Source organism: Mycobacterium kansasii ATCC 12478 (genome assembly GCF_000157895.3).
GTDB lineage: Bacteria > Actinomycetota > Actinomycetes > Mycobacteriales > Mycobacteriaceae > Mycobacterium > Mycobacterium kansasii.
Window position 1 is genome coordinate 2,525,136 of sequence record NC_022663.1, and the last position, 26,121, is coordinate 2,551,256.

General features: G+C 67.3%; 22 protein-coding genes and 2 pseudogenes. 16 read left to right on the forward strand and 8 right to left on the reverse strand.

The window, feature by feature from the left end; translation table 11 throughout:
* Positions 1-172 precede the first annotated feature (172 nt).
* The 10 genes from MKAN_RS29590 to MKAN_RS10880 all read left to right on the forward strand — a co-directional run bounded on the left by MKAN_RS29590 (position 173) and on the right by MKAN_RS10880 (position 6,856).
* Entirely contained in the window at positions 173-2,536 is a 2,364-nt protein-coding gene (locus MKAN_RS29590; protein WP_160937838.1) for a bifunctional DNA primase/polymerase, read from the forward strand.
* 202 nt (positions 2,537-2,738) lie between these two features.
* Positions 2,739-3,038, forward strand: a complete 300-nt coding sequence (locus tag MKAN_RS28770; RefSeq protein WP_051404528.1) for a zinc finger domain-containing protein — start codon at positions 2,739-2,741, stop codon at positions 3,036-3,038.
* Complete coding sequence (locus tag MKAN_RS10855; protein WP_023368215.1) at positions 3,035-3,304, forward strand: hypothetical protein; 270 nt, start codon at positions 3,035-3,037, stop codon at positions 3,302-3,304. Before MKAN_RS28770 ends, MKAN_RS10855 begins: the two co-directional genes overlap by 4 nt.
* A 318-nt stretch (positions 3,305-3,622) precedes the next feature.
* Positions 3,623-3,838, forward strand: coding sequence for a hypothetical protein (locus MKAN_RS31940; protein ID WP_225722885.1), 216 nt, complete (start codon positions 3,623-3,625; stop codon positions 3,836-3,838).
* A gap of 154 nt (positions 3,839-3,992) precedes the next feature.
* Entirely contained in the window at positions 3,993-4,199 is a 207-nt protein-coding gene (locus MKAN_RS10860) for a hypothetical protein (protein ID WP_023368218.1), read from the forward strand.
* 153 nt (positions 4,200-4,352) lie between these two features.
* Positions 4,353-4,670: a WXG100 family type VII secretion target gene (locus tag MKAN_RS10865; RefSeq protein WP_036395443.1), complete on the forward strand. Its 318-nt coding sequence runs from the start codon at positions 4,353-4,355 to the stop codon at positions 4,668-4,670.
* Entirely contained in the window at positions 4,667-4,957 is a 291-nt protein-coding gene (locus MKAN_RS10870) for a WXG100 family type VII secretion target (RefSeq protein WP_023368222.1), read from the forward strand. The genes MKAN_RS10865 and MKAN_RS10870 overlap by 4 nt, the downstream gene beginning before the upstream one ends.
* 112 nt (positions 4,958-5,069) lie before the next feature.
* Positions 5,070-6,080 carry a WXG100-like domain-containing protein gene (locus MKAN_RS10875; RefSeq protein WP_023368224.1) on the forward strand — a complete coding sequence of 337 codons (1,011 nt, stop codon included), beginning with the start codon at positions 5,070-5,072 and terminating at the stop codon, positions 6,078-6,080.
* 16 nt (positions 6,081-6,096) lie between these two features.
* The gene (locus MKAN_RS30420) at positions 6,097-6,375 is read left to right on the forward strand and encodes a GH-E family nuclease (protein ID WP_160937834.1); all 279 of its coding nucleotides are present in this window, start codon (positions 6,097-6,099) and stop codon (positions 6,373-6,375) included.
* Position 6,376: 1 nt separating this feature from the next.
* Positions 6,377-6,856: an ankyrin repeat domain-containing protein gene (locus MKAN_RS10880; RefSeq protein WP_036395442.1), complete on the forward strand. Its 480-nt coding sequence runs from the start codon at positions 6,377-6,379 to the stop codon at positions 6,854-6,856.
* A gap of 461 nt (positions 6,857-7,317) precedes the next feature.
* On the opposite strand, the pseudogene MKAN_RS29600 reads toward MKAN_RS10880, so the two are convergent.
* Positions 7,318-8,179 (reverse strand): annotated as a pseudogene (locus MKAN_RS29600) (IS3 family transposase); the annotation flags it as partial.
* A 234-nt stretch (positions 8,180-8,413) separates the two neighbouring features.
* Between MKAN_RS29600 and MKAN_RS10890 the strand changes: the two are divergent.
* The gene (locus MKAN_RS10890; RefSeq protein ID WP_023368230.1) at positions 8,414-9,469 is read left to right on the forward strand and encodes an IS110 family RNA-guided transposase; all 1,056 of its coding nucleotides are present in this window, start codon (positions 8,414-8,416) and stop codon (positions 9,467-9,469) included.
* 16 nt (positions 9,470-9,485) lie between these two features.
* Here the strand turns inward: MKAN_RS10890 and MKAN_RS10895 are convergent.
* Positions 9,486-9,761, reverse strand: a pseudogene (locus tag MKAN_RS10895) (transposase); the annotation flags it as partial.
* A 319-nt stretch (positions 9,762-10,080) separates the two neighbouring features.
* Between MKAN_RS10895 and MKAN_RS10900 the strand changes: the two are divergent.
* Positions 10,081-10,890 carry a sulfotransferase family protein gene (locus MKAN_RS10900; protein WP_023368234.1) on the forward strand — a complete coding sequence of 270 codons (810 nt, stop codon included), beginning with the start codon at positions 10,081-10,083 and terminating at the stop codon, positions 10,888-10,890.
* A gap of 244 nt (positions 10,891-11,134) precedes the next feature.
* Here MKAN_RS10900 and MKAN_RS32560 read toward each other — a convergent pair whose 3' ends face one another.
* The 4 genes from MKAN_RS32560 to MKAN_RS10920 form a co-directional block, all read right to left on the reverse strand.
* Positions 11,135-13,633 carry a PE family protein gene (locus tag MKAN_RS32560; RefSeq protein ID WP_023368236.1) on the reverse strand — a complete coding sequence of 833 codons (2,499 nt, stop codon included), beginning with the start codon at positions 13,631-13,633 and terminating at the stop codon, positions 11,135-11,137.
* Positions 13,634-13,853: 220 nt separating this feature from the next.
* Positions 13,854-15,566 (reverse strand): PE domain-containing protein, encoded by a 1,713-nt coding sequence (locus tag MKAN_RS10910; protein WP_023368238.1) that lies wholly within the window; start codon positions 15,564-15,566, stop codon positions 13,854-13,856.
* Between the two features lie 135 nt (positions 15,567-15,701).
* A complete protein-coding gene (locus MKAN_RS10915) occupies positions 15,702-16,850 on the reverse strand; it encodes a PE family protein (RefSeq protein WP_023368240.1) in 1,149 nt (382 codons plus the stop codon).
* A gap of 305 nt (positions 16,851-17,155) precedes the next feature.
* The gene (locus tag MKAN_RS10920; RefSeq protein ID WP_023368242.1) at positions 17,156-18,061 is read right to left on the reverse strand and encodes a LysR family transcriptional regulator; all 906 of its coding nucleotides are present in this window, start codon (positions 18,059-18,061) and stop codon (positions 17,156-17,158) included.
* A 143-nt stretch (positions 18,062-18,204) separates the two neighbouring features.
* On the opposite strand from MKAN_RS10920, the gene MKAN_RS10925 reads away from it, so the two are divergent.
* Genes MKAN_RS10925 through MKAN_RS10935 form a run of 3 tightly spaced genes read left to right on the forward strand, consistent with a single transcriptional unit; the run spans position 18,205 to position 21,313 of the window.
* Positions 18,205-19,305, forward strand: a complete 1,101-nt coding sequence (locus MKAN_RS10925) for a tartrate dehydrogenase (protein WP_023368244.1) — start codon at positions 18,205-18,207, stop codon at positions 19,303-19,305.
* A 33-nt stretch (positions 19,306-19,338) separates the two neighbouring features.
* Positions 19,339-20,688: a cation:dicarboxylate symporter family transporter gene (locus tag MKAN_RS10930; RefSeq protein WP_080674227.1), complete on the forward strand. Its 1,350-nt coding sequence runs from the start codon at positions 19,339-19,341 to the stop codon at positions 20,686-20,688.
* Complete coding sequence (locus tag MKAN_RS10935) at positions 20,666-21,313, forward strand: glycerate kinase (RefSeq protein ID WP_023368248.1); 648 nt, start codon at positions 20,666-20,668, stop codon at positions 21,311-21,313. Before MKAN_RS10930 ends, MKAN_RS10935 begins: the two co-directional genes overlap by 23 nt.
* A gap of 83 nt (positions 21,314-21,396) precedes the next feature.
* Here MKAN_RS10935 and MKAN_RS10940 read toward each other — a convergent pair whose 3' ends face one another.
* Positions 21,397-22,794, reverse strand: coding sequence for a WS/DGAT/MGAT family O-acyltransferase (locus MKAN_RS10940; RefSeq protein ID WP_023368250.1), 1,398 nt, complete (start codon positions 22,792-22,794; stop codon positions 21,397-21,399).
* Positions 22,795-23,063: 269 nt separating this feature from the next.
* Between MKAN_RS10940 and MKAN_RS10945 the strand changes: the two genes are divergently transcribed.
* Positions 23,064-24,560 (forward strand): amidase, encoded by a 1,497-nt coding sequence (locus tag MKAN_RS10945; protein ID WP_023368252.1) that lies wholly within the window; start codon positions 23,064-23,066, stop codon positions 24,558-24,560.
* Positions 24,561-24,568: 8 nt separating this feature from the next.
* Here the strand turns inward: MKAN_RS10945 and MKAN_RS10950 are convergent, their stop codons facing one another.
* On the reverse strand, positions 24,569-26,038 hold the full coding sequence (locus MKAN_RS10950; protein WP_023368254.1) for a glutamate-cysteine ligase family protein: 1,470 nt from the start codon (positions 26,036-26,038) through the stop codon (positions 24,569-24,571).
* Between the last annotated feature and the right edge of the window lie 83 nt (positions 26,039-26,121).

The window sequence follows — 26,121 nt, forward strand, 5'->3', positions numbered from 1 at the left end:
ACAATGCGCGCCCCAGTCCTGCGCGGCCGATATGGCGCGAGACCCCTGGCCGGGCACGCCGGCATGGTACGAATTGGCGGACGGTGACCCGCAAAAGATGTTCGGAGTCTTCAGCGACGCGCGTCCCCAACGCGGTGCGCACCGGTGCGTACATCCCGCGGGGGGTGGCGTAGTGGCCGAGAAGCGTTCGCAGGCATCGCAACTCGTGGATAGCGGTGACGGTATTCAGCTGGCCATCCCCGAGATCGCCGCCGACGCGGACTGCCTCACCGCCGCGCTGGCCTACGCCGCCGCCGGGTGGTACGTGCTGCCGGTCCGGCGCGTCGCCGGCAAAGCGGGCAAACACCCCGGCGGTATCGTCGGCCACGAATGGCACCACAAGTCCAGCAGCGACCCCCAGGTCATCGCCGCCTGGTACGCGGCCACCGACCACGGAATTGCGCTGCACTGCGGCCGATCCGGCGCCGTGGTGTTCGACGTCGACGACCCGGATGCCATGCCGGATGTCCTGGCGCGGCATCTCGACACAGCGCCGCACCAATCGAGCCGACCGGACACGCCGCGGCGAGGGCACTACGTTTTCGCGATGCCGCCCGGCCAGACACTGGGCAACGGCACCGGGCGTCTCGGCGGAGCCTGGGGCGAAATCCGCGGCGCCAACGGCGTCATCATCGCCGCACCGTCATGGCACCCCGAAGGCGGCGAATACCGCTGGGCGCATGCAGGTATCGTCCCAGTGCTGCCCGCCGACATCGCCGAGCTGCTCCCGGACGCCGCATCTGCCGAGGACGCCGTCAGCGATGCTGTAGTGGCCGCATTCCTCGCAGAGCACCGTGCCGCTAGTCGCCCAGAAGTGTTGCGCAGCTGGGTGTCTGCGCTTTCCGGCAAGATCGAGCGCGGCGAATCCTGCCACATGAGTGCGGTCTCAGTCGTCACCGGCGCAATGAAAGAGGCTCGGGCCGGATACTTTCCGGCAGCCGAGGCGATCGCCGCGCTCAAGCCGATCTTCTTCGGCGCGGTGGCGCTCGGCGGGTCGACCGGCGTCCGCCGCACCGGCAGCGTCGCCGATTCCGAGTGGGCCGGCGTCCTCGCGTGGGCGGTCGGGCAGGCACTCGCGGCCAACCTCGACGAGGTCCGAACCCGCGTCGCCGAAGAGATGCCCGAACGGGTCGAGTCGGTGGATGACATCGCGGCGGCGCTGGTGGCGGAGACACAGGGGGCGCAACCGATCTCACTCGCCGACGCGCACGCCGTATTTCGCCGCTGGCTCGGCGACGACTACGACACCGACGCGGTGGATGCGGTACTCGCCACAGCGGCCGTTGAGCGGCTGGATGGCGATCCGCTCTGGCTGCTGCTTATTTCCGGGTCCGGCAACGCCAAAACCGAGACCGTGCAAGCACTCGACGGTATCGGTGCAATCGTCACCAGCACCATCTCATCACCCGGTGCGCTACTCTCAGCCAGCCCCAAACGCGAGCGCGCCAAGGACGCGACCGGCGGTTTGTTGCGCAAGCTAGAGCCGCGCGGCGTCCTGGTAGTCAAGGACGTGACCAGCATCTTGTCAATGTCCGGCGAAGCGCGCGCCGAAGTCCTCGGCGCGTTGCGTGAGGTGTATGACGGGCGCTGGTCCCGCAATGTCGGCACCGATGGCGGGCTTACCCTCGACTGGGCTGGGCGTATTGCTGCCATCGGTGCTGTGACGACTGCGTGGGATAAGGCGCACAGCGCGATCGCGTCCATGGGCGACCGGTTTGTGCTGATTCGCATCGACAGCACTGTCGGGCGCCAGGCCGCCGGCCGCAAGGCCATCGGCAACACCGGATCTGAGATCAGGATGCGCGCCGAACTGGCCGACGCGGTGGCAGGTGTCCTGGCCGGGATGGACACCCGCCCCATCGCTGTTACGGCCGAGACGGACGTCTTGCTGGCGGCAGCCGATCTGGTGACCTTGGCCCGCACCGGCGTCGAGTACGACTACCGCGGTGATGTGATCGACGCGCACGCCCCGGAGATGCCCACCCGCTTCGCCAAGCAGCTGGCGCAGGTGGTGCGCGGCGGGGTGGCTCTCGGCATGGACCGGGCCGCCGCGGTGCGCCTAGCGATCCGCTGTGCCCGCGACTCCATGCCGCCGCTGCGACTGGCGATCATCGACTACCTGGCCAAGCACCCACACAGTTCGACCGCCGACATCCGCAAAGAACTCGGCAAACCCCGCGCCACCGTCGACCGTCAGTTGCAGGCGCTGCACATGCTCGGCGTGCTGGACTGCGAGGAGGAAGAGATCACCTGGTCGGGTAAGGACGTGACGCGCTGGTACTACAGCCTGACCGACGGTATCAATCCGCACGCACTCGATCCCCAATCAGTACCAGATTTAGCGTTACATACCCCTAGCCCCCATAGAAGAGGGCAAGAAAGCAGCGGTGCCCTACACGTACCCTCCGCTATTTCTGGCACTGATTTTCGGCGGCCCGGCTGCCTCTGCGCCGACCAGCCGCAGCCGTGCCAATGGTGCCGGCAGCTGGCGTCATGACCGCTGCGCGCCCCGAGTTGGTGGCCTTGCGGCATGGCCTATGCGCCATCTATGTACCCAACGCCGATCTCAACTCATCCCGCCCGCCGGCACCACCCGGTGATCCGGCCCCAACCCCGCGCGGGCACCGGCAGGCACCACGGCCCGGCAACGACCCGATGCCGGTGCCAGCGGCACGCCAGAGTCGGGAGGGGTCAGCGGCATGACCGGCATCCCCACCTCATGCGCCATCTGCGACGCCGCATTGCTGAACCCGCACGAGATCACCGGCCTGTGCCAAGAGTGCAAGCTCGTGCTGCGCAACGAACGCATGCGCGGCCACGGTGAACCGGAACTCGCGGCCGACGCCCAAGACATCGCCGCGTCCCTGACGCAACGTTGCGGCCTCTGTGGCGCCCCTCCCGGCGATGCCTGCCGCAACACCGTGCGGCCGGGCCAACCCTTACCAGGCAGACAGGTCCATCACTATCGAATCCCTATCCAGAAAGGCACATCCGCGTGACCAACATCATTGTCGTCACCATCAAGGAAATTGGCGGTGAACCGATGCTCGATATGCAAGCCTTGGCTCTTCTCTTCGGTGTCGGGGTCGCCGCAGTCGAGGCGCTGCCCATCATCAACGGCCATATCCGCATCCCGCGTGAATGGGCCAGACGAGGCAAGCGCCGCGCCCGGGAAGCCATAGCCCACACCGGCTCCGACTTCATCCTTGACGGCATACGGTACTGGGCACGACATGACCACGGCGCCGACCTTGAGGTGGTCTAGCAGAGAGCATGCCGCCGCAGATTCTCGGCCTTGACGACCAGGCCCGCGCCGCACGACTGGCCTTGGCAATTGCGGCGCGCACGTTTTTGGCTTTGTGTGTGGGGGGGAAGTAGCGCAAAAACCTTTGGAACACAACGGAGTTCAAGTCAGAACAGGAGCTGACGATGGCGAGAGCGCAGATACCGGCCCCGCCGAAGGGCGCACGATCGAGCGGGCGGGTGCTGTGGCGTGACGTTATGGCCCGGTATGAGCTTGAGCAGCACGAACTGGCCTTGCTTAGGGAGATGGTGCGCTGTGTCGACCCGCTCGACGAGCTGCATGCGATCACCGAGCGCGACGGCCTGGTGGGTGGAAGGTCCGCACGGGGCGAAGGCGCATCCGGCGCTGACGGCTGCGCAGCAGCAGCGGATAGTGCTGGCCCGGCTCGCCGCGTCGCTGCGGTTGCCGAGTGGCGATCAGGACGACCCGTCTGTATTGCGTCGTCCCCAGCGGCGTGGAGCTGCCAGGGGCGTCTACGGGATCGCGGGTGCATGATGCGGCGCCGGCCTGTTGATCCGCTACTGGGGTTTCTGTTCAACGGCCGTCGGTACTCGACGCCCGTCGCGTACCGACGAGCGGTGGACGCCTGGGCTGAACGACGCCGCCGGCTGCTGGCACTCATCAACCGCGACGACGAGAGGGGCGCGTGATGCGACGCCGTTACGACGGTGCGACGCTACCGCGCGAGCTGCTGGAATTCCCGGGCTGGCCGGTACACACGGACGCCCTGACGTGGGAGCGGGGCCTCGATGAGTGGTGGGCGGCCCGGCGGCGGTGGGCAGCGGCTCACGGCATATCGGAATCCGATCTGCCAGCGACTATCGGCGATGCTCCGTGGGATCAGTCGACGATCTAGTTAGAAGGTCGGGCTGACGTCCGCGGCGGCTAGCTTGCGAGGAGGCAGACCCTCCCGACGCACGCAACTGCGGGCCGGTCAAGGATAAGCGTGGTGCCAATGACGCTTACCCGAGAACACCCTGACCCTGCGCGCGAAAAGGAGCGAACGCCGTTGGCCTACGAGCTGGCAATGAAGTTGGAGGCGATGGCGACGGCCGCGCATGTTCTGACCAATCAGGCTGATGAGCTTAAGGACGAGCTGGACAGTATCGCCCGCCAGTGGCGCGAGCTGTCGTCCACGTGGACCGGTGTCGCCGCGTCGGCATATCAGCCGCCCTGGCAGGAGTGGTATTCGGGTGCTGCGACGGCTGCGGCGATCCTGGAGGAACATTCGCAGCTGTTGATGCGGTCGGTGGATCTCATGCTCGACCATGAAAACACTGCGGCGAAAGCTTTCGAAGCGTTGTACCGGAAAGGTCCAGCAGTGTGAGCCGGCGCTACACGGTCGATTTGGATGCCCTGCTGGCCTTTGCCGATCGGCTGGCCAAGTTCACTGCGCGTGCGGAACAGATCGCCACCGCTGTGGATCAATGCGTCGCCGAATTGCACGGCAGCTGGCTAGGTGCGGGCGCCGACGCCGAGCGCGAATACCACCAGAAGTGGATGGCTGCCGATCAGCAGATGCGTGAGGGCCTCGACGAATTACGACGAAACGCTGAGCTGGCGCACCGCAACTACACCGGGGTGGCGGAACTCAGCACAACGATGTGGCCATGACTCAAGACGTCGATCCTGCAGTCGTCGCCGAAGCCGGACGCGTCTACGGCACTATGACGCCGCAGCTGCGGCCGTACAGCACTTGGCGGGGGTGTTGAAAGGGTCCGCTGGTATGGCCGGCACCGACACCGGCGCCCATGCCTGGGGTCTGAAGTACGACGCGCTGGTCGGCGGGCGTGCAGGTGGGGCGGGGTTGATGGAGGCGGCGACCGCCGCGATCATGGGTGCAGCTCAGTGCTCGGATTTATTGGCCACCACGGCGGTCAACCATCAAAACGCTGATCAGCAGTCAGCGATGAACAACGCTGGTGCGCCGGCGTTTCCGCCCACCGCTAAACCGATGTTCTTAGTGCCGGCCATCCCGTCCGCGGAGGGCGGGCATAGTGATGTGCCCGGGTGGTGGCACACCATTCAGGCCTATGTGCAGGGCGAGATGTGGCCCAATGGTCACCAAGACAAGCTGCGTGCGGCCGCCGACGCCTGGCATGGGGCGGCGCGGGAATTGCGCGCTGCGGCCGATATCGCCAACGACGGTGTGATCGAGTCGGTGCGTGCGCAAAAGTCACCAGAGTTCCCGGTTGCGGCCACCAACTGCGCTCTGGAGCGAGATTCGCTCAAAGCGGTTGCTGACGGCTTCGACGCGGCAGGGACGGCGTGCTCGGATTACGCGCAGGCAATCGATGACGCGCACTCGAAGATCCTGCATGAGATGGCCGCGCTTGGGGCGACTGTAGCGGTCACCGAAGCCGTTGCCGCGGTTCTTATTCCGTTCACGGCGGCCATAAGTGAGGGTGTGTCGAAGGTCGTCGATGTAGCGCGTTTGGTGGCCACCGGTGCACGGATCGCGAACATTATCCGCGAGTTTCGGGTCGCAGCCGAAGCCTCTAGCCTGCCGACCGCTAGTGCCCTCGGCAACGCGGTACGGGCGGTGGGTGAACTGTCGCCACTGCTCTCCGCTCGCGCACAGCTGTTCCTAGCCGAGGGCGCCATCCCGGGGTTGTTGGGCACCGAAGGCCTTGACCTGTTGTCGCGGCCCTACATCAGGGTCGGAACCCGACAAGCTGTTGAGGCGGCAGCCAGAAAGGACGCCCGACGGGAAGTACTACATCAGCGCTACCGATGACAATGTGTTGGTCCCGGTGTCCAAACAATACGAGGACGCGATTCTGAACCTGCCGAAGAGCGCGGACGGCAAGTACTACCTCGGCGCCGACGGCATCCGGTACCCCGTAGACCCCACCTACCATCTCGGCCATGTCAGCGGTCAGGAATGGTGGCGCATTCGAGACATGGCCATCCGGGAGCACTGGACCCGACAGCAGCTCATCGAGTACTGCAACCGCCCCGGGCTTTACCAGGTCGAAGACGCGCCAGGAAACCTCAGCCACGCATCCGAACTACCGAGAGAGGCAGGATGATATGAACGATCGCGACCGTGCGGGACGGACCCCGCTGCATTACGCGGTGATTGACGCGCCAGTGGGTCTGGACCACACAGCAGCGCTAACCGATCCAGAGCTGAAGGCCGAAAACCACCGCAAGATAGTGGAATTCATGTTGGCGAACGCGCGCCGGCTGTTAGATGCCGGCGCCGACGTCAACGCCATCGACGACGAAGGCTCCACACCGCTGCACTTTGCGACCAAAGGAGAAAGCGACGAAGCCGTTCGCTTGCTGCTGGATGCCGGCGCCGACGTCAACGCCAAGAACACCAAAGGGGAGACGCCGCTGTACAACGCCGTCCGCAACACCACACCCGCTGCCCTCAACATCATGCGACTGCTCCGCGAGCGCGGTGCTGATCCCACGATCGAAACAACAAATGGATCGACTGCGCTGCGGTTCGTGAGCCGCTACGGGAAGCCTGAGGAGAAAGAAGTCTTTGCCGATTTGTTCTAAAGGCTCGAAGTAGATATAGACGAACAAGATAGTGCGTGGCATGCGACCAGTAGCCTGGTTGGAGCAGGTAAACACTTCGACAATGAGTCTGGTTCCCATTAAGGGCCCGGCGGCGTATCTCATGCAAGTCGTCGGCGCTGTCTCGCTAGTAGTTCTCCGGTTCGGAGGCGATGGCGTGTTCCCGGTGATTGAGACCAGGTGGACTCAGTAACGGGGACTCGCCACACCCACGACAGCCCGGTCGCAGCGTCTTCATACTCGGTTTCCCGCATCGTCTTGGGCTTGACTAGGCCGGGTTCGGCTGAGCGCCCCTTGTCGTCAAGATGGCCGGGCGGTGTTGCCATGCTGCCGCCGCAGATGGTCGCCATGGTTGGCTGGCCGGCAGCGCGAGCCTTGGCCGCCTCAGATTGCACATACCAGTGCGTCAGGTTGTGAGGGGGACCCATTTGATGGTCCAGTCGCTATGCGGCTTGGGGTCGGTGGGTCGTGGTCCACTGTAGGGCGAACTCGGTTGGGGTGAGTTCGCCGTGGGCCGAATTGGGCCGGTTGGCGTTGTAGTCGCGGCGCCAGTCTTCGATAATTACCCGGGCTTCCAGCAGCGAGTCGAAGCGCCAGGAGTTGAGTAGTTCATCACGGAGCCGGCCGTTGAACGATTCGATCCAAGCGTTCTGCCACGGCGAGCCCGGATCTATGAAAAGTGAACCAGCACTGTTGAATCGGCACCAATCACGCACGGCATACGCCACGAACTCCGGGCCGTGGTCGAAACGCACATAGACCGGCGCTCCTCGCAGTGTGGCCAGGCGATCCAAGACCGCGACGACGCCATCGGCGTCGATGGATCGATCGACCTCGATCGCCAGTGCTTCGCGGGTGAACTCATCGATGACGTTGAGCATCTTGAGCGTGCGGCCATCAGCGGTGGTGTCGAACTGGAAGTCCATCGCCCAGATTACGTTCGGGCGAATCGGCGACATCGCCCCCACCTCGACACCGATACCGGTCAAGCCGCTTCTTCTTGCGGCGCTGCGGGACCCGCAGGCCCTCCTCGCGCCACAGCCGGCGGATCCGCTTGTTGTTGACCTTCCAGCCGGCTCGACGGGCCATCTTGGCTGCCCGCCGCCACCCCCAGCGAGGCCGGTCGGTGGAGAACCGGCGCAGCCAGGCGCGCAACTCGGCCTCCTCGGTGGTGATGATCGGCGGCGTCAGGCGCATCGTCGATCGGTGCAGACCCACGACCGTGCAGGCACGGCGTTCGGATACCCCGAACCGCTCGCGCAGAGCCGTGACGGCAGTGCGCTTGCGGTTCGGGGTCAGAAGTTTCCAGTGATGATGGTTATCGGATGCCGGCCCGAGGATCTGACCCCGAAATTTCCTGGCCGATCGAGTGCCTTTCGTGAGGACCTGTCGAGCCTCGGGGCGGCATCCACCACATGAGAACTCGGGCTTCGGCGCGAAGCGGTGTGACCTGATAGGAGCGTGCTCGCCCGCGGCCCATCACTGGCCTGTCCACCCCTTTTCGTACGACCCGACCAACGGAAAGGGACTACCGTGCACATGGCCGGCAGCAAACGACTCGTCATCGGCGGCGTGGACACGCACTGCGCCACCCATCACGCCGCGGTCATCGACCGCAACGGCCGGCTGATCGCCGACGCCGAATTCTCCGCCACACCAGTAGGTTACGCATCGATGCTCACATGGATGCGGTCGAAAGGGAAACTCGGCCAGGTCGGTGTCGAAGGAACCGGCGCCTACGGGGCCGGGCTTGCCCGCTACCTGCACCAGCAGGGCATCGAGGTACTCGAAGTTCCCCGACCTGACCGACGACTCCGCCGCCAACGCGGTAAGAGCGATCCGATCGACGCCGAAGCAGCAGCACGAACCGTACTGGCAGGCAAAGCAAGCGGAGCGCCGAAGCTCGCCGACGGTCCCATCGAAGCCATCCGGATGCTGCGCGTCGCCCGCAACGGTGCCGTCAAAGCCCGCACCGCCGCCCTCAACACCCTGCGCTCGATGGTCATCACCGCTCCCGAACCACTGCGCACCCAGCTACGTTCTCTATCCTCGGCGCAGCTCGTTACCGCCTGTGCACGTCTGCGGCCCGACCCCACCAACCTCCTCGACCCCGCCCAGTCGGCCAAACAGGCCCTACGTTCGATCGCCCAACGGGCTCAGCATCTCGACACCGAAACACGTTCCCTACGAAAGCAACTGGACGACCTCATCCAGACCGCCGCACCGGCGACCGCCGCGATATTCGGGCTCGGCCCAGACACCGTGTCGGCACTGCTGGTGACCATCGGTGACAACCCCGACAGGCTGCGCAGCGAAGCCGCATTTGCCCACCTCTGCGGCGTCGCCCCCATCCCGGCGTCGTCGGGCAAAACCCACCGCCACCGACTACACCGCGGCGGCGACCGCGCCAGCAACAGCGCGCTGCACATCGCCACCGTCGTGCGACTGCGCTACGACCCCCGCAGCCGCGCCTACGCTGACCGCCGCACCACCGAAGGTCTGTCCATGCCCGAAATCATCCGCTGCCAAAAGCGCTACCTGGCCCGCGAAATCTTCCACTCACTCCGCGCCGACTACGCCCAACTCAGCACTTGACATCTATAGGAGCGTCAGCCGAGATCTCCTTGAGCATGTCGATGTCGAGAGCCTGGTTGGCGACCAGCTTCTTGAGCCGGGCGTTCTCGGCTTCGAGGTCTTTGAGTCGCTTGGCGTCGCTGGCTTTCATGCCGCCGTATTGGGCCAGCCAGCGATGCCACGTCGACTCAGCGATCTCAAGATGCCGGCACACCTCGTTGAGTTCTTGGCCGGAGCCCAACAGCTTGTTGCCCTCGGCCAGCTTGCGGATGATCTGATCCGGCGTATGCCGCCGGCGCTTGTTCGATGCCATGTCGTTGCTCATTCTTCCTGCCCGAACATCGGGCAATGAAGTCGCATAACGACTGGACCACTACGACGGGCTCACCTCACCCGCATCGACGCTGACCGTCTTAGAGCGGACCCTTCCCCATGACAAGCGTGGGCCTCGAGGGGCAATTGCTCCGCCTCGGTGTTCGCAGGCTGATCTTGATAAGTCTGGCTCATGGCGGGCGGCCGCGTTCGTGTGCGATCAGCCGATAAAGGCATTTGCCATCGGTTAACATGACGGCATCACACGGGTAGACGTCCGCAGGGCATTCCATGTGCGGAAGTTAGGTCGGGGGTGTGCCGTGAAAGCCATTCATTTCATCTCCGGTCTGCCGCGTTCGGGTTCGACGTTGCTGGCCGCGTTGCTGCGACAAAACCCGCGGTTCCAGGCGGGAATGTCAGGTCCGCTGGCCGGCCTGTTCGGCGCCCTGCTCGACGAGATGAGCGGGCGCAACGAGTTTTCGGTGTTCATCGACGACGCCAAGCGCGAGCGCATCCTGCGCGGGTTATTCGACGACTTCTATGCGGACTCCACCGCCGAGGTGATCTTTGACACCAATCGCGGCTGGTGTGCGTGGATGCCGGCGATTGCGCGGCTGTTTCCCGAGGCGAAAGTGATTGCCTGTGTGCGTGAACTGCAGTGGGTGGTGGACAGCATCGAGCGGTTGATACAACGCAACGTCTTCAGCCCGTCGTCGATCTTCAATTACAGCGCCGGCGGCACGGTCTTCAGCCGCGCCACGAGTGTGGTGGCGCCCGATGGCATGGTCGGTGGCCCCTACGATGCCCTGCGGCAGGCATGCTACGGAGCGCAACGGGATCGACTTCTGTTGCTGCAGTACGAAACCCTGAGCACCGACCCGGCCAAGGCGATGCAGGCCATCTACTCGTTTCTCGGTGAGCCGGTGTTCGACCACGATTTCGGCCATGTCGAGTACGACGTCACCGAGTTCGACGAGCGCGCCGGGACACCGGGACTGCACACCGTGCGCCCCACGGTCACGGCCGAGCCGCGCGACACATTGCTACCGCCGGATCTGTTCAACCGCTTCATCCACGACGCCTTCTGGCGGGACCCGGAGAGGATTCCCGCCGGGCTGACGGTCGTGTGAGGTTTGTTCTCTCTCAGAGAGCGAATAGCGGCATTGCGTAAGGCGCTTTTTGCCTACCGAGCATGCGTTGAACGGGACAGTCCCCGAGCCCGTGGGGCTGGTTAGGCGATGCGGGATGCCCAGTCGCTCCAGGTGGGCCGGTGCGAGCGACTGCGCGGATGCAGCGGCAACCCGATGCCTCGACCGGGCAGTCGCAGCACCGTATGACGGCAACCGCGGTTGCGTTTCGATCAGCGGCGAACTGTCACGGCACATTCGCGCCGGGCGCACCGATAACGACCGCTCCCGTCACGAGGGCGGGAGGGGGAACTGTGAGGTCGGCGGCCCCGCCGTCGCCGCCGGTGTTGCCCAGGCCGGTGCCGCTACCGCCGGCACCGCCGGTGCCGGTGCTGGTGGTGATGGTGCCGCCGGCGTTTGCGGTGAAGACGGATTGCCCACCCCTGCCGCCGAAGCCGCCGGTGATGCCGGCACCGCCGTCCCCGCCGGTGGTGGCGCTGGCGGTGACGGTGCCGCCCCCGGTGGCGTTGATTCGGGCGATGTTTCCGGCGCCGCCGAGGCCGCCGTCGCTGCCGGCCCCGCCGGCCCCGCCGGTCGCGGAGCTAGTGCCGACGGAGCTGCCCGCCCCGTTAGCGAAGAGGGTGGCGCCGCCTCCGTAGCGGCCGAGGCCGCCGGTGGTGCCCGCGCCCCCGGCGCCGCCGGTGGCCGTGCCGCCAGTGACGGTGCCGCCGTTATAACCTCTGATCGCGCCGTACCTTCCGTCGCCGCCGGTGCCGCCGGTGGTGCCCGCGCCCCCGGCGCCGCCGATGGCGGTGCCGCTGGCGGAGCTGCCCGCGCCGTTAGCGAAGACGTAGCCGCCGCCTCCGGAGCCGCCGCGGCCGTTGGTGGTGCCCGCACCCCCGTAGCCGCCGGTAGCCGTGGCAGTGACGGTGCCGCCGTTATAAGCGCCGATCCGGGCGCCGCCTCCGTTGCCGCCGACGCCACCCGTGGTGCCCGCGCCCGCGACGCCGCCGATGGCGCTGCCGCTGGTGGAGCTGCCAGCACCGCTGGCAAATAGGTAACCGAAACCGCCGGTGCCGCCGCTGCCGCTGGTGGTGCCCGCACCGCCGACGCCGCCGGTGGCCGTGCCGCCGGTGATGGTGGCGCCCCCGCTGGCGCTGATGCTGGCGGTGCCCCCGCGGCCGCCGTTGGCGTGGTTGGTGCCGCCGGCCCCACCGGCCCCGCCGGTGGCGGTACCGTCGGCGGAGCTGCCGGCACCGCTGGCGGCGAGGGTGGCGTTACCTCCCTGGCCGCCAACCCCGCCGGCGGCCACGGTGGTACCGGCGCCGCCGACGCCGCCCTCACCACCGGTGGCGGTACCGCTGGTGGTGCCACCGCTGGTGGGTAGCACCCGGGCGCCCCCGCCGCCACCACCGCCGCCACCGCCATAGCCCGGCCCGCCGCTAGTGGCTGCGGCGCCCGCGCCACCGGCCCCGCCGGCGCCAGCAGTCGCACCGGTACCGACAGCCCCGCCGCTGCCGCCCTGGCCGCCGTCCCCGCCGGCACCGTCGGTGCCACCGACGCCGCCGGAAAGGCCGCCCCTGCCGCCGGTGCCGCCAGCCCCGCCCCCACTCACGGAGGTGCCGGCGCCGCCCAGCCCGCCGGTGCCGCCCCTGCCGCCGTCACCGGCGCCGCCCGTGGCACCAGCGGACCCGAAGAATCCGCCGGAGCCGCCGGCCCCGGCGACGCCACCGGTGCCGCCCTCACCGCCATTACCGCCGGTGCCGGCCGTGGAAAACAGCGTGCCCGCGGCGCCCTGCGCGCCGGTGCCACCCACGCCGCCGTCCCCGCCGACACCGCCGCCCCCGCCGCTTCCGAACAGCCCGAACGCGCGGCCACCGACGCCACCGACCCCGCCGGGGCCGCCATGGCCGCCAGACGCGCCAGGCGCGGCCATCGGGTCGGCGGCGGCGTTATAGCCGGGGCCGCCCTGCCCACCGGCACCACCGGCACCGGCGGCTCCACACAGCTGATAGCTGGTGCCGCCGGCCCCGCCGTGACCACCCATGCCGGGCGCCGCGGTGGGCGAACCGGCCGCACCCAGCCCGCCGACACCACCGGCCCCGCCGCCGCCGAAGATCAGCCCGCCTGCACCACCGTTGCCTCCGGTACCGCCGGCCGCGCCGCTGCCCGCATAGGCGGTCCCACCGGACCCGCCGTGACCGCCCGAGCCGAACAGGAATGCCGACCCACCGGCCCCCCCACTGCCACCGGCGGGGCTGGTGGCCGTACCGGGCGTGCCCGACCCGCCATCGCCGCCATTGCCCCACAACCACCCACCGGGACCACCGGCCTGCCCGGTGCCCGGCGCGCCATTGGTGCCCGGCCCAAACAGCGGCCGTCCCGTGAACTGCTGGACCGGCGTATTGATCGCGTCTTGCACGCCCGCGGCTGCAGACGCGGCCGCTTGCAGCGGCGACGCGCTGGCGGCCTCAGTGGCCGCATACAAGAACCCACCGCCATTCAGCGCCTGCACGAACTGGTCATGAAACAGCGACGCCTGCGCGCCCAGCGCCTGAAACTGCTGGGCGTAACCACCAAACAACCTCGCGACCGCCGCCGACACCTCATCCTCAGCCGCCGCCACAATCGACGTCGTCGAGCCCGCCGCCGCCACACGGGCCTCCCTGATCGACGACCCCAGGCTGGTCAAGCTGGAAGACGCCGCGGCCAATTCGTCGGGCACGGCGAACAAGAAAGATGACATGCTAACCCCGATCACGAGCGGGTGGCGAGTCCGAGTAGGACCCTTAAGACTGTTTCGAGACGCTACGCGCGCCCGCTCGAAGCATCGCCGAACCTTTGCGATCTGTGACCCAAGGCCCGTGATTTGGGGACTTAAGTCACACCTCGTAAGGCCAACAACTGACCCGCGGCAAATACCGCGAAGCCAAACCCCCCAACAGAATCGCGACGGGCTGCAGCGGTCATGGGACCGGAACGGCACCCCACACGGCGTGGATCACGTCTTCGGCGACCGCGATCGGGAACTGCACCACCGCCGTGCCGACCTCGTCGATTCCGGTGCGAACCGCGTTGACGATCGTCGCCGGATCGCCGGTGAACAGCGACCAACCGATGTCGAACGCCGCGATTTGCGGGGCCGTGATGAGGTTGCGCACGTCGACGAACAGTTGGGTCGGCAGTGACGCCGGCGCGACCGGTATCCCGTCCCAACTGGTCATCGTCCAGCCGCCGGTGGGATCACCCTGCAACACGACCGTGCCGGTGTTGGGCAGCGAGTGGGTCAGTATGAGCAGCGGATTGGGGTTGTCGACGGCCATCATCGTGCCAACGCCGATGGTGAACGCGCTCGAGTACGAGACGACGGTGACCTTGCCGTCCGCCGACGGCACCGGGTTGGCCAGGGCGGCGTCGTACATGGTTTGCACCGCACCGTTGAAGGTGTGACCGAAAACCACCCCGTTGAAGTCGATCGAACCGGGGTTCAGCATCGGCACGATGGGCAAACCGAAGGTCCACGCCATCGGGCCGGCCAAGTAGAGCAGACCGGCGGGACTTATCTGGGGAAAGTCTTCGAAAATGCCGGCATTGATCTCGTTGAGCCCCGGCAATACCCCCGGGGTCATGCCCAGCATCGCTGCCAGCGGAGCGGCCGTCTGCTGCGTCCGGACCAACTGCGAGTCGAACAACCCGGCGAAAGGGCCCTGCGGCGCAAGTATGTTGGCGATGTCTACTGCCTGTTGCTGGCCCACCGCAGTGAGATTGGCACCCGGGATCGCCGTGTCCATCAAGCCGGCCACGTTGGCCGTCGTCTGCCCGTGCCGCACGAAGTCGATGACGATCGACTGCTCGTTGCCGCTGGGCGGGTTGAGCCAGTTGAAGACGTTGACCGGCTCGCCGATGATCAACCCGCCACGGCCAGTTGGCGCGCCGGTCGCGCCGAGGCCGCCGGTGCCGAACAACAAGGCCTGGCCGCCGGCCCCGCCGGCACCGCCGAGACCGCCCATGCCGCCGTTGCCCATGAACAATCCGCCGGTGCCGCCCATGCCCCCGGTCCCGCCGCCGAAGCCGGCGCCACCGGGACCGCCGTTGCCGATCCACCCGGCGCTGCCGCCGTTACCGCCGGGCACCGCCCCGGGACCGCTGATAGGGGTATAGCCGGGTCCGCCATCGCCGAACAGGAAACCACCGGCGCCACCGGTCGGGTTTGCCGCCGTGCCGGCGGCTCCGTTGCCGATCAGATCGCGGTGCAACAGCATGCCGGTCGGGGCATTGATGACCGGGTCGAGCAGTTGGCCCAACGGGCTGCCGATCCAGGCCTGACCCGCGGTGTGGATCGGGCCGTAGACCGCGGTCTGGAATCCGTTGGAAACGGCTGCACCGAGATCAGCGGCAAGGGCCGCTTCGGCGCCGGTATACGACGCGGCCGCGGCGCTCAAGGTGCCCACAAATTGTTCGTGGAACATCGCGACCTGCGCTGCCGCCGCCTGATACTCCTGGGCATGCGCCCCGAACAGCGCCGCGATGGCCGCCGACACCTCGTCGGCGGCCGCTGCTGCCACTTCGGTCGTCGGAATGGCCGCCGCCAGGTTGCCGACACTGACGGCCGAACCGATCTGGGCTACCTCCGCCGCGGCCGTCGCCAATGCTTCCGGCCCCACCAGCACAAATGACATCGCCTACCCCTCGTGCTAACGCGTACTAGTCATCATGGAGCCCAGTACCGGAAAACACGCGGGTATCGAGAAAATGCATCGTGGCCGTTGCTCGCATGCCGACCCGCACCGCCGCGGGTGGCCGCGTCAGGACGACTACGCCGGGGTGATCGCCAGCGCGAGTTGTTGCGGCACAACGTTCATCAGGGTGGGAAGAATGCCGCTGACGGGCGGACCGGAGATGTCGTCCACAAACGGCGGCAAGAACCACACCAGAGTTCCTGTCATGGCGTGTGGCGGAGCAAGAATCCCGTCAAAGGGGATGTCAAGCACCACCAGCCCCAAGCCAAGCGGCAGCAACAACGGTAGTGTCACTTCGCCGTTGAGGAAGCCGTTGGCGACGAACGCAGGAGCATCGATCAGCGCACCTAATGCTCCCGCGACATCGCCGGTCTGCACCGCGCCGGTAAGGGCCGCCATGGCGGTCCCGAATCCTCCGAGGGTGCTGAGTGAGGGACCTAATGCCGCGAGGGCCACCGCCGGCGTCACCTTCGTGAGTGTGGTCCCGATATTGACGAGGTTCTGCTGGATCTGCGCGGGAATGGCAGTGATCGGGAATAGGTCTGTCGCGACCTGATTCAGCGCCGAAGGGTCGGACAGCGCCATACCGAGGTGTTGGGCCGCGTTCTGCAGCGATGTGGCGATGGTCTGACCATATGCCATCTGGTTGGCAACGATCTGACGCAAGAACGGCGCCGGGTTGGTAGCCCACGTGCTGCCGAGGCTTTGCAGGTTGGCGGATGTGGTCGCAATGAGGTCCTGGTACGGGCCGGCAATACCCGGAGTCGCCTCCGCCGCCAACGCCGCGGCTGACCCGGCAGCCGCAGCGACCGCACCCCGCCCGGCGGCCATCATCGCACCGACGCCCTGTCCGAGCGCCGAGGGGCCGCCGGTCGGGATCAACGGGTGTCCCAGCAAGGTCTGCGCGGGCGCATTTACCGCGCTGATCGACGCCTGCTCGGCGTTGGCGATCTCGGTGCCGAGATATGCTGCCGCGCCGCCATTCAACAGGCTCACCAGCCGCTCATGGAATGTCGCGGCCTGCGCGCTCAGGGCTTGAAATTCCCGGCCGTACGCGTTGAACAATCCGGAGATCGCCGCCGACACTTCATCGGTGCCCGCAGCCACCACCCCCGTGATGGGCGCCGCCGCTGCCGCGTTGGCCGAACTGATCGTCGAGCTGATGTCCGCGAGATCTGTTGCTGCCACCGCCATGGTCTCCGGGGCCGTGATCACAAACGACATCTGACACCTCCACTCGCCTGCGGCCAGTGACGCCGGTCTTGCTTTTCTCGAGCGACGTACAGTTTCGTTGGCGCGATACCCATCCCGATAGGGGATTTGTACCTTTGTTGAACAGGCCGTAGTGCTCATGAGTGCGCAGATCGATCGTTGGGCTTCAGCGGTGCCTGCGGTGCGACCGTCGGTCATCCGGGTAGGATCGAAAATTCCAGGGCTCCAAGGTATTTGACGTCGTTCTACGGGTGGCGAAGAGACGTCCGGTCAGGTAGATCGCCGGCCCAGCCGGCCTGGGGTCGACGTTCACCCGGCTAGAACTTCGTCGGCCCGGGTGCCAGCTCGCTGTAGCGGCGGGCCGTGTCCATCAGCGCGGCGGCGCCGGCGCTCAGGTGGCTGCGTCGGCTGACGGCTGCCACGTAAAGGCAGGTCTCGGGAACGATGCGCTGCACTCGCGCGCCGGCGCGCTGCGCCACCCGCGTCCACGACGACGGCATGACAGCCCGGCCGATTCCATTGAGCACCATCGGCAGGATCGAGGTGCGGTGGGCAACCTCGGCGACGATGCTGGCCGTAATGCCCTCGGCCAGAACGTCGTCGACAAGCGCGCGCATCAACGAGCCGCGCTGAGACACGATCAGCCGAAACCCGGCCAAGTCTTCGCGCCGCATTGTCGGGCCCGTCGGCCCGTCGTCATCGGATCGCGAAATCAGTACCAGCGCTTGGTTTTCCAGTGCAACGACGTCGAGGTCGGCAGCACGGGTGGGTTCGGCAGATCCCAGCACCCCGATCTCGCTTGCGCCGCTGCGCACGCTGTCCAGAATCTCTTGCGGAGTGAACCCGCCCGCCACGTTGACGGTCACACCGGGATGGTCGCCGGTGAACGCGGTCAAGATCGTCGTCAGCGGTTCCATGCCCGGCGAGGGCATGGTGATCAGGTCGACCCGCCCGCCGCGTAGCCCTTTCAGCTCCCGCATGACCGCGGTTGCCTCGTCGATATCGCGCAGTACCACCCGGGCCGGACCCACCAACGCCTTGCCGGCGTCGGCCAGCACCACCCCGCGACCGACGCGGTGAAACAGCGGCATCCCCAGTTCACGTTCGAACCCGGCGATGGCCTGCGACAACGACGGCTGAGCAATCATCAGCTGTTCGGCCGCCTTGCCAAAGCCGCCGTAGTCGACGACCGCCAAGAAGAACTTGAGCTGTCTGACATCCATGGCTATTCCTCTGATCAGCTTCGATAGGCCTTCGATAGGCGCAGCCTATACCGCGGATCGCATCTTGGTCTTGGACGCCGGCCCAGGTGCGCCCCGCTAATGGACTGTGCAGGAACCACAGAGTCAGCGAACGGAGGCTTCCCATGACAGGGCCGACACGGCAGGTTTTCAAGATCGCCGCAATTCCCGGTGACGGCGTAGGCCAGGAAGTTGTCGCCGCGGGGCGGCGGGTCCTGGACACAGTGGCGGCCCAGTCGGGGCGGTTCGCGTTCCAGTGGACCGAGTTCCCTTGGGGCTGCGAGCATTACGAGTGGACCGGGCGGATGATGGCCGCCGACGGGCTGGAAGCCCTGCAGGCGTTCGACGCCATCTACTTCGGCGCCGTCGGCTGGCCCAGCGTGCCCGACCACATCAGCCTGTGGGGACTGCGGCTGAACATCACCCAGAATTTCGACCAGTGGGCCAACGTCCGGCCGGTCAAGTTCCTGCCCGGCGTGCTCTCACCGCTGCGTAACGCCGACGACCACGAGCTGGACTGGGTGGTCGTCCGGGAAAACAGCGAAGGCGAGTATGCGGGACTGGGTGGGCGCAATCTCAGCGGTCGTGGGCCAGGCAACGAGGTGGCCTTGCAAACCGCCTTGTTCACCGACAAGGGCTGCGAGCGCATCATCCGGTTCGCGTTCGACCTGGCCCGCACCCGGCGCGTGAAAAAGGTCTCCAGCGTCACCAAGTCCAACGCCCAGCAGTACGGAATGGTGTTGTGGGACGAGGTCTTTGCCCGGGTCGCCCAGGACTATCCCGACGTGGCGCACGAGAGCGTGCTGGTGGACGCGATGAGCGCCAAGTTCGTTCTGCACCCCGAAGACCTGTCGGTGGTCGTGGCGTCCAACCTCAACGCCGACATCCTGTCGGATCTGGGCTCGGCGCTGGCCGGCAGCCTGGGCGTGGCCGCCAGCGCCAACCTCAACCCCGAACGGCGCTTTCCCAGCATGTTCGAACCCGTCCACGGTTCGGCACCCGACATCGCCGGGCGCGGGATCAGCAATCCCATCGGCGCGATCGCCAGCGCCGCGCTGATGCTCGATCACTTCGGGCTGCACCACGCGGCTCGGCGCGTCGAAGCAGCGATCGAAATCGCCACCGGCAGCGGCATATTGACCCGCGACATCGGCGGCACGGCCACCACCGACGAGATGACCGACGCGGTGATCGCGGCACTGACTTCTCTCCGCAGCGCGGCCTGACCCGCACCGCCGATGGACACGGGAAGTCATGTCATGCCCGCACCCGGGAACACGCGGTGGTACCGGCAGCTGTATTTCTGGGTGCTGGTCGCCATCGCGGCGGGCATCGTGGTGGGCTGGCTGGCGCCGGTCACCGGGGTGGCGATGGAGCCGCTCGGCGCCACGTTCGTCACCGCGATGAAGATGCTGATCGGGCCCATCGTGTTTCTGACCATCGTCGGGGGCATCGCCGGCGTCGCGGACCTGCGGAAGGTCGGCTTGACCGGCGTGAAGGCGCTGGCCTATTTCCAGGCCGGAACCATCGTCGCGATGGTCACCGGGCTGCTGGCGATCAACGTGTGCCGTCTCGGCGAGGGCGTCAACGCCGACCCGGGCAAGACTCCCGCCGTCGACTCGGTGCCGAAGCCGGTCACCGGAGGCAATCACGTGTGGGAGTTGCTGACCCACCTCGTTCCCGGCAGCGTGGTAGGCCCGTTCGTCGACGGCAACGTGCTGCAGATCATTTTTCTCGCAGTGCTTTTCGGGGTGGCGCTCAACGCGGTGGGCCAGGTCGGCGGACCGGTGCTCGACGCGGTCAACCGGCTGACCGCGGTGGTCTTCAAAGTGTTGTCCTACCTCATGAAGCTGGCACCGGTTGGGGCATTCGGCGCGATGGCGTTTGCGGCCGGCGGGTACGGCGTCCACGCGCTCACCAGTCTGGCCGGCCTGATCCTGCTGTTCTACGTCACGTCGGCGCTGTTCGTGGTGGTGGTGCTCGGTTCGGTGATGGCGTATTTGCGGCTCAACATCTTTCACCTGCTGGGCTACCTGCGGGCGGAGTTGCTGCTGGTCCTGGGTACCTCCAGCGCCGAGCCCGCGCTGCCGGGGTTGATGCGCAAGCTCGAACAGGCCGGGGTCAGCGCGGCCACCGTGCGGCTGATCGTGCCGACCGGTTACGCGTTCAACCTCGACGGCGCGGCGATCTATCTGTCCCTGGCCGCGGTCTACGTCGCCCAGGCGACCAACACCCGCCTCAGCGTCGGCGCGCAAATCGGGTTGCTGGCAGTCATGTTGCTGACGTCCAAGGGCGCGGCCGGCACGGCCGGGGGCGGGTTCATCGCGCTGACCGCGACGCTGAGCACCGTCGGTCACATTCCGGCCGCCGGGATCATGCTGATCTTCGGGATCGACAAGTTCATGGCCGAATGCCGAGCCCTGGTCAACTTCATCGGTAACGCGGTGGCCACCCTGTTCGTGGCCCGGTGGAACGGCGAACTCGACCTGGATCGCGCCCGAAAGGTGCTTGCCGGCAAGCGCATTCGTCTACCGGAGCTGGGTGCTGAGGCCGCCACACCGGCACTGGTCGCAACCGGAGCGCAGCATGCGGGCACTCATCGCACCTGACAAGTTCAAGGGCAGCCTGTCGGCCACCGAGGTCGCCGACAACCTCGCCCACGGCCTGGCCGCAACCGGCGTGCATACCGTGACCCTGCCGTTGGCCGATGGCGGCGACGGCAGCGTCGCCGCCGCAGTGGCCGCCGGAATGCGGCCACACCCGTGGCCCGTCGCCGACGCGCTGGGTAGGCCGCACACCGCCACGATCGCTGTCGACGCCGAAACCGCCGTCGTGGAAGTGGCCAACACCTGCGGATTAGCCACGCTGCCGCGCGATGTACTGGCCCCGATGACCGCCTCGAGCTACGGATTTGGCGAAGCGATCCGGCACGCCGTGGGCCTGGGTGTGCGCCGCATTGTCCTCGCGCTCGGCGGCAGCGCCAGCACCGACGGAGGCGCCGGTTTGCTCGCCGCGCTGGGCTACACCTTCCACGACAGCGGTGGCCAACCGATCACACCGGAGGCCCACGCGCTCAACCGAATCCGTCGGGTGGACGTCTCCGGCGCCGTCGACCTCAGCAGGACCTGCCGTCGTCGCCCGGCGCGCCGCCCCCAAGCCGGTCATCGCGGTGGCTGCCAGAGCCGAAATGCCCTCCAGATCAGGACTTTTCACCGACATCGTGACCGTCGCTGAGCGGACCGCCGCCGACACCAGACACGACCCGGTGCTCATCGCCGAAGTGCTCTACCACATCGGCGTCGACATCGGAGATCACCTCAGGTGCCGGGCGGTGAAGCGGCGAGCAGTTCTTGCAACTCGACAGTGAAGTCGTCGGCGAGGACCGCCAGATCGGGCAATAGCTGCGGGCAGGAGATGATGCCGAAATCGAGCTTGCCGTTGAGCGAGATCACGGTGATGTTGAGCCCGCAGCCGTGAAAGATGGGTCCAAGCGGATAGATCGCGGTCAGCCTTGCGCCCAGGAAATACAACGTGACCTGAGGACCGGCGACATTGGAGACGATCACGTTGTGCACCGGTGTATGCGTCAGCGGGGTCTTGGCGAAAAGCCGCATCGCGGTACCGAACAGTGTCGAGTCGGCGAACTGCGCCCAGTCCTGCAGCAGGGTGGCTCCGATCGCCGAACTATGGTCCTTGGCACGCGAATTCGCCTGCGCGATGGCCTGTAACCGTCTGCCCGGATCGGAGATATGGGTCTCCAACCGCGAGAACATCCCCGAGACCTGGTTATGACCGGGCCGACCGGAGGTGTCGCGCACCGACACCGGAACCATCGCCACCAGCGGTTTGGCCGGCAGTTCGCCGCGGTCGGACAACCAGCGCCGTAGCACCCCCGCGCACAGCGCCATGACCACGTCGTTGACCTTGACGCCAAACCGGTCTTTGACCTTCTTGATGTCGGAGAGCTCCAGTTGTGTGTAAGCGATGTTGCGCTGGGCGGTTACGGCGGCATTGAACGCCGTCGGCGGCGCGGCGAACGGGCGCGCCATGCTTCGCCCGCAGCGTGCCCGGCGAGCCGTCTCGACGAGCGACGCACCCGTCAGCGACAACACGTTGACAAGCCGCCACGATCGGGCGGCAAAGCCCACCAGCCCACTCGCGGCAATCTGCAGCCAATGGGCACCGCCGGCGCCGGCCACCGCATCTGGTGGAGGCGCGTCCGGTTCGGTGCTGCACAGCTGTGCCAGCAGGTCGGCGCCCATGACACCGTCCACCGCGGCGTGATGCACCTTCGTCAGCACCGCCACTCGGCCACCGGCGGATGCGGGCGTGCCGGCGAGGCCCTCAATCACCCACATCTCCCACAGCGGGTGATCGCGGTCCAACGGCACCGCGGCGATTTGCGCGCAGACCTCGGCCACCTCCGCCCGCCCGCCCGGGGTTGGCACGCCGACGCACCGCAGATGGCGGCCCAGATCAAAAGCGTTGTCGTCCACCCATACCGGGTGATCCAGATTCAACCGGCTGTCCGCCAGCTTCTCGCGGAATTGCGGCATCGCCTTGATCCGCATCCCCAACGCGTCGCGCAGCCGGTCAAACGTGTAACCGCCCGGCATTGTCGATGTGTCCAGTTCCAGCAGAGAACACACATGCAACGGCTGCGTGACGGTTTCCAGGTACAGGAAACTGGCGTCCAGCCCGCTCAGTCTTTCCACAATGGTCTCCCCTGACTCGCTGCGGGTATCAGCTATCCGCCGCCCGATCCGCCACCCGATTCGCCACCCGATCCGCAGCCGGCTACCGATTCCGGGCACACTGCATCCGCCGGGGTTACCCGTTCTGGCAGCGCGTAAACCTGACGCCCCGAAATGCGGTGACGCCTCGGCGGACCGTCGGCACCGCGTCGGTGCGATTCCTGGCTTGCGGTGGGCCCTGCGCTTCGAGCCGGACGGCGCGGCAGCGGCCCGACTCGTAGGATCGGTCAATGCAGCTTGACGAGTACCTATCCCTGGATGCGACGGCTCTGGCCGAGCTCGTCGAACGCAAACAGGTCACCCCGGCCGAACTTCTCGCCCTGGCGCGCCAACGTGCAGATGCGGTCAATCCGCGGTTGAACGCGATCGTTCGTCGCCTCGACGAGGTCGCCGACCGGCAAGCCGCCGACCCGCGGTTGCAGGGCAGATTCGCCGGTGTGCCGTTTCTGATCAAGGACCTCGACCAGGAATACCAGGGCTTTCCCACCTCGTCCGGATCCCGGTCGCTGGCCAACGACGTGGCCGACCGGCACGCCTTGATCACCCAGCGGTTCCTGGACGCCGGCCTGGTGATCTTCGGCAAGACCAACACCCCGGAGTTCGGGGCCAAGGGCGTGACCGAGCCCGAGTACTGGGGTCCGGCCCGCAACCCGTGGAACCTGCAGCGCACCCCGGGCGGCTCGTCGGGCGGATCGGGAGCTGCGGTCGCCGCCGGGATCGTGCCGGCAGCCGGGGCCAACGACGGCGGCGGGTCGATCCGCATCCCCGCCGCCTGCAACGGGCTCGTCGGCCTCAAACCCAGCCGCGGGCTGTCCCCCTACGGCCCGCAGACCGGCGAACCGATGTTCGGCATGGCGGTCCAGGGTGTCGTGTCCCGCACCGTGCGCGACAGCGCCGGGCTCTACGACGCGATCGTCGGACCCAATCCCCGTGCCGGCTACCAGGTTCGGCTCCCCGACGCCCCGTTCACCGAACACATCAAGAATCGTCCGGGCGTCCTCGCGATCGGCTACTCGACGTCGTCGGCAATCAACCCACGCCCCCACCGGGAGGCCGTCGCCGCGGTCGACGGCGCGGCAAAGCTGCTACAGGACCTCGGTCACCGGGTGGAGGAGGTCAAGCCGCCCTACGACGACGCCGCCCTGGCGCGTGATTTTCTGACCATCTGGTTCGCTCAGCTCTACCGCCACGTCGCAGACATCAAAGCGCGAATCGGCGCCCGCGACAGTGACTTCGAGGCCGACACGCTGGGCATGTGTGAGCTCGCGCGATCCGCCGGTGTGCTGGCGCCGATGCAGGCCCTGGAGAACATCAACAACTACATCCAATCCCTGACGACGTTCCACGAGAGCTACGACTACTTCCTGACCCCGACCCTGGCCACGCCACCCCTTACGGTCGGCGCCACGGCGACGTCACCCCGCCTGCAGACGGTGGCCCGGGTGCTGAGCAAGCTGCATGCTGGGAAAGTGTTGGCGCTCAGCGGGATTCTGGATCAGCTGATTCAGGACAGCCTGGGCTGGGTGCCTTACACGCAACTGGCCAATCTGACCGGGCGGCCCGCCATCAGTGTGCCGTTGCATTGGACTGACGAGGGGCTGCCTCTGGGGGTGCAGTTCGTCGGACGGCTCGGCGCCGACGGTGACCTGTTGCAGCTGGCCGCGCAACTCGAAGAAGCCCGCCCCTGGGCACAGCGGCATCCGGCGACCGCGGTGGCAGCGAGTTAGGTTCCCGCTCAAGGCCATTCGTGCACCGGAGCGCCGGTGTGCGCGTTCTCGGCATAGCGCCGGGTCATCTCGTGCAGCGCCGTGATGCGCGGCATCCCGCGGTCCTCGAGGCGGCGCACCACCCCGATCTGCCAGGCCGCTCCGGTCTGCCCGGTGCGCACCCGCGCCGCCACGACACCGAGGTAGCGGTCGCGGTCGGTCGGATCGACTCCCCAGGCATCCAACCCGGCAGCGGCGGCCGGTAGCAGCCACTCACCGACGAGCCGCTCGACCGGCTGCTCGGCCCCCTGCCAATGTAGCCGCGCGGCCAGCCCGTCGCGGGCGCCGCGATGCAGATTCTGCTCGGCCGCCGCAAACGGCAGCTGCCGCCACGGCGCGGCGTCGCTGTCGGCGATCGACCGGACCAGCCCGTAATAGAAGGCGGCGTTGGCGACCATGTCGACGGCGGTCGGACCGCTTGGCAGCACCCGGTTTTCGATGCGCAATTGCGGGTGCCCGGCCTGGACGTCGTAAACCGGTCGGTTCCAGCGCCACACCGTGCCGTTGTGCAGCCGAAGCTCGCGCAGGGTAGGCGCGTCACCGGCCTGCAGGGCGGCATCGGGGTCCTGGGCCTCCAGCATCGGAAACAGCGGCGGAAACAACCGGACGAGGTCGTCGAAAAGCTCGACGGGCCCGTCGACCCAGCGGTCCCCCAGCCGCACCCGTGCGGGCGCACCGGCGCGCACCTCGTTGCGGCGGCGGGTGTCGAGCAGCTGTTCGAGCAGGGTGATGCGGGTCTCCTGCCATGCCTGGCGGCCCAGCAGATACGGCGAGTTAGCCGCCACCGCCACCTGCGCCCCGGCAATGGCCTGGGCCGCGTTGTAGTAGGCGGCGAACCGCTCCGGCGCCACCCGCAGGTGCAGTTGCAGGCTGGTGGTGGCCGCATCGGGTGCCACCGAATCGGTGGTGAACTCCACGGGCTCGCAGCCGTCGACGATGCGCACCAGGAATGGCCGCTGCCGAGCGGCGGACATCCGGCTGGTCAGCAGTTCGTAGCGCGGGTTGTGCGAGATGCGCTCGACAGTGAGCTGCTCGGCGCTCAACGTCGGCAACATGCCGACCGCGAGCAGCCGGGTGCCCAGCCGCTCGATGCGTGCCCGGCACCCGTCGAGGACCTCGGCGAGGTCGCGTTCGCTGTCGCGCAGCACGCTGCCGTGCAGCCGGCGGGGCGCCAGGTTCAGCTCGACGTTGAACTGGCCCAGCTCATGCTGCATGTCGGTGCGGCCAAGGTGGGCCAGGACCGCATCGTTGACCAGCCGCGGCCGGCCCAACGGGTCCACCAGATCAAGCTCCACCTCCATGCCGATGGAGTCCTGGTGGCCGGTGAACCAGCCGTCGTCGACCATGCGGCGCAGTGCGGCAACGCATCGCTGCAGCCGGTGGCGCACTTCGTGCTCGTGGCCGACCACCAGGCGGGAGGCATCGACGCGGTCACCCACGGCACACCTCCTCGCGGCACTGCTCGAGCCAGACCGCAACTACAGCATGCCTTCTCCGGGCGTGGCGCGCGTGCTGGTCAGCG

Excerpts from the sequence above, each read along its gene's own strand:
- MKAN_RS10880 (WP_036395442.1), top strand. The coding sequence starts at position 6,377 with ATGAACGATCGCGACCGTGCGGGACGGACCCCGCTGCATTACGCGGTG.
- MKAN_RS10920 (WP_023368242.1), bottom strand. The coding sequence starts at position 18,061 with ATGGATGTCAGACAGCTCAAGTTCTTCTTGGCGGTCGTCGACTACGGC.
- MKAN_RS28770 (WP_051404528.1), top strand. The coding sequence starts at position 2,739 with ATGACCGGCATCCCCACCTCATGCGCCATCTGCGACGCCGCATTGCTG.
- MKAN_RS10875 (WP_023368224.1), top strand. The coding sequence starts at position 5,070 with ATGGCCGGCACCGACACCGGCGCCCATGCCTGGGGTCTGAAGTACGAC.
- MKAN_RS10910 (WP_023368238.1), bottom strand. The coding sequence starts at position 15,566 with ATGTCATTTGTGCTGGTGGGGCCGGAAGCATTGGCGACGGCCGCGGCG.
- MKAN_RS10925 (WP_023368244.1), top strand. The coding sequence starts at position 18,205 with ATGACAGGGCCGACACGGCAGGTTTTCAAGATCGCCGCAATTCCCGGT.
- MKAN_RS10890 (WP_023368230.1), top strand. The coding sequence starts at position 8,414 with ATGGCCGGCAGCAAACGACTCGTCATCGGCGGCGTGGACACGCACTGC.
- MKAN_RS10945 (WP_023368252.1), top strand. The coding sequence starts at position 23,064 with ATGCAGCTTGACGAGTACCTATCCCTGGATGCGACGGCTCTGGCCGAG.
- MKAN_RS10860 (WP_023368218.1), top strand. The coding sequence starts at position 3,993 with ATGCGACGCCGTTACGACGGTGCGACGCTACCGCGCGAGCTGCTGGAA.
- MKAN_RS10935 (WP_023368248.1), top strand. The coding sequence starts at position 20,666 with ATGCGGGCACTCATCGCACCTGACAAGTTCAAGGGCAGCCTGTCGGCC.
- MKAN_RS10915 (WP_023368240.1), bottom strand. The coding sequence starts at position 16,850 with ATGTCGTTTGTGATCACGGCCCCGGAGACCATGGCGGTGGCAGCAACA.
- MKAN_RS32560 (WP_023368236.1), bottom strand. The coding sequence starts at position 13,633 with ATGTCATCTTTCTTGTTCGCCGTGCCCGACGAATTGGCCGCGGCGTCT.
- MKAN_RS10930 (WP_080674227.1), top strand. The coding sequence starts at position 19,339 with ATGCCCGCACCCGGGAACACGCGGTGGTACCGGCAGCTGTATTTCTGG.
- MKAN_RS31940 (WP_225722885.1), top strand. The coding sequence starts at position 3,623 with ATGCGATCACCGAGCGCGACGGCCTGGTGGGTGGAAGGTCCGCACGGG.